Annotated in this window: 2 protein-coding genes; one reads left to right on the top strand and one right to left on the bottom strand. The window is 27.2% G+C overall.

Annotation, left to right across the window (positions count from 1 at the left end; all coding sequences use genetic code 11):
• The first annotated feature begins 203 nt into the window (after positions 1-203).
• Complete coding sequence (locus HM982_RS18315) at positions 204-1,763, top strand: hypothetical protein (protein ID WP_179354766.1); 1,560 nt, start codon at positions 204-206, stop codon at positions 1,761-1,763.
• Between the two features lie 47 nt (positions 1,764-1,810).
• On the opposite strand, the gene HM982_RS18310 is transcribed toward HM982_RS18315, so the two are convergent.
• On the bottom strand, positions 1,811-2,200 hold a 390-nt coding region (locus HM982_RS18310; RefSeq protein WP_179354731.1), incomplete at its 5' end, for a transposase.

The raw sequence follows: 2,200 nt of genomic DNA, 5'->3' as shown, positions 1-2,200 counted from the left end.
AAAAACTGCTGCTAACACCGTGTATAATTAATTGCTTTGTTCTTCTCTACTTGCGAATATTCCTGCGGAATATTCACGGGTTCGTAAAAGTTTGCTAACTTAGTTGCTAAACCACGCAACTAACCATACACAAACACGTTAGCAAACATATGATACAGAAGAACATTCACTTAAAACTGATTTTCATTTTTTTAGTTTTATTAATGAAATCAGAATTTTGTTTCTCTCAGCAAACTGTAAATTTAACTAATATTGATTTGATAATTTATAATAAAGATGATATAAACTTAAGACTATTTGAAGAAAAAAATATAAATCAATTTATAGAAGTTTATTTAGAATTTAATGACAACTTTGATAATATTTTTATTTCAACTGACTTAGAATATGATAATATAGACGATATTGTAACTTTAGAAGAAATAAAACTAGCTAAAAATGATGTTATATTACATCTAAACCAGATAAAAGAAACAAACATTAATGACTTACTAAAATATGAAATAGAGATTAATAATAATTGGTTTAAGTACGGTGAAGACACAAATAAATTGATTCTAAAATTTATAAACAAATCACTCTCAGTTATTCAAGAACTTTATTTTAATAAAAAAGAATTTAGTGGTGGTATAGGTTCTTCTAGAACTTATAGAGAGACTGACAATGAAGAAAAATGGAGAGTTTATAACGCAAAATACTTTACGACTATTGACTTAGATTTAGGCAATAATAAGCATATCTATTTATTAAATGATGGAGACTCTCAAGAGTTTTTATTCCTTCCCTTAATAGAGAATGACTATTTAATATCTGATGATGATGGAATAAGCAGTGTAAAAAAAACTTTACTGTACAAAACAAATTACTTAGAAACGTTCGAAAGGTATGATTATGAAGAGTTTGCCACTCTTTTAAAAAACAAAAATAACAACTATGAATTAGTAAATACGTTTAACGAAAATTTACTTAAAGCGGAATACGATACCATTATGCATAATCAGTTTTTCATTATTGGTAAAAATAAAAAACAAATTGATATTTTCAATTCCTATTATGAAAAGATAGAAATTGACTCCGTTAAAAGTGCTTATCTATATAGAAGTGGTTTAGAAATTTTGACTAACAAAGGAGCTAGTTATTATGATTCTGAATTGAAAATTATTGATAAATTCCCACCAAAATCATATTCACTGTGCGGAACAGTTTCTTATAAAAAATATATAGTTGAATATGATAAATATGAAAAATCACATATCATAAAAAGAATAAAAGGTAGTGCTTTTTCTAATCAAGGCAAAAGAAAAGATTTTAAATTAGAAGGCGTAAAAAAAAGAGATGTAATAACTTTCCTTAACAACTCAAATATAACCTATCGGGATGGTAACAGTAATTTTACAGGAGAAAAATTTATAAACCCAAATTACCTAATAGTCACAAGGAGAAACAGAAGTGGTATTTACAAATATGAATATGGCAGTTCTAAATATGACACAATAGCTGATATAACAAATCCTTTTATATATTTTCCAGAAACAATTAAAAATGAAGTTATTTTACCTATTAATTATAAATCTATCACATATAACCCTAAAGATGGCTTAGTCTATTTTTACAAAAAAAATAAAGTTGGCATTTTTCCAAGGCATAAAACGGTACAATATCAAAATATCAATCAGGAAACCAACTCATTTTATAGAATAACGAGAGAACGAAGAAAGGGTTGGTTAGATATTAATACAAACATTGAATATTATGATAATTAAATACGTTTGCTAACAAAGTACTGTGGTAAAAAACAAGTAAAAATGCACTAATTTTTCACTAAAGTACTTCTATATGTATCATCATATATTAAACCTGATTTTGCTATAGCAAAAGCCTGTTTTAATAGTTTATTACACACCGCTATCAATGCCAATTTTTTACTCTTTCCTTTTGCTACTATTCTCTCATAAATATCACGACATGCTTTATTGTATTTACAAGCATTAAAGCTGCACATAAATAACAGATTACGTAGTTTCTGATTTCCTATTTTACTGATACGAGGCCGTCCATTTACACTACTCCCACTCTTTCTAACTACAGGGGTTAATCCAGCATAACTACACAATTCGCTACCGCTTTTAAAACGATCAAATCCATCGGTTAAAACCAATAGCATTACTGCGGTTTTATTTCCTATACCTGGAATAGTTTT

Origin of the sequence: Winogradskyella vidalii, assembly GCF_013403955.1 — a bacterium.
GTDB classification, from domain to species: Bacteria; Bacteroidota; Bacteroidia; order Flavobacteriales; family Flavobacteriaceae; genus Winogradskyella; species Winogradskyella vidalii.
Note: the sequence above shows the minus strand (reverse complement) of the source record. Positions and strands in the feature narration are given on the sequence as shown.

Excerpts from the sequence above, each read along its gene's own strand:
- HM982_RS18315 (WP_179354766.1), top strand. The coding sequence starts at position 204 with ATGAAATCAGAATTTTGTTTCTCTCAGCAAACTGTAAATTTAACTAAT.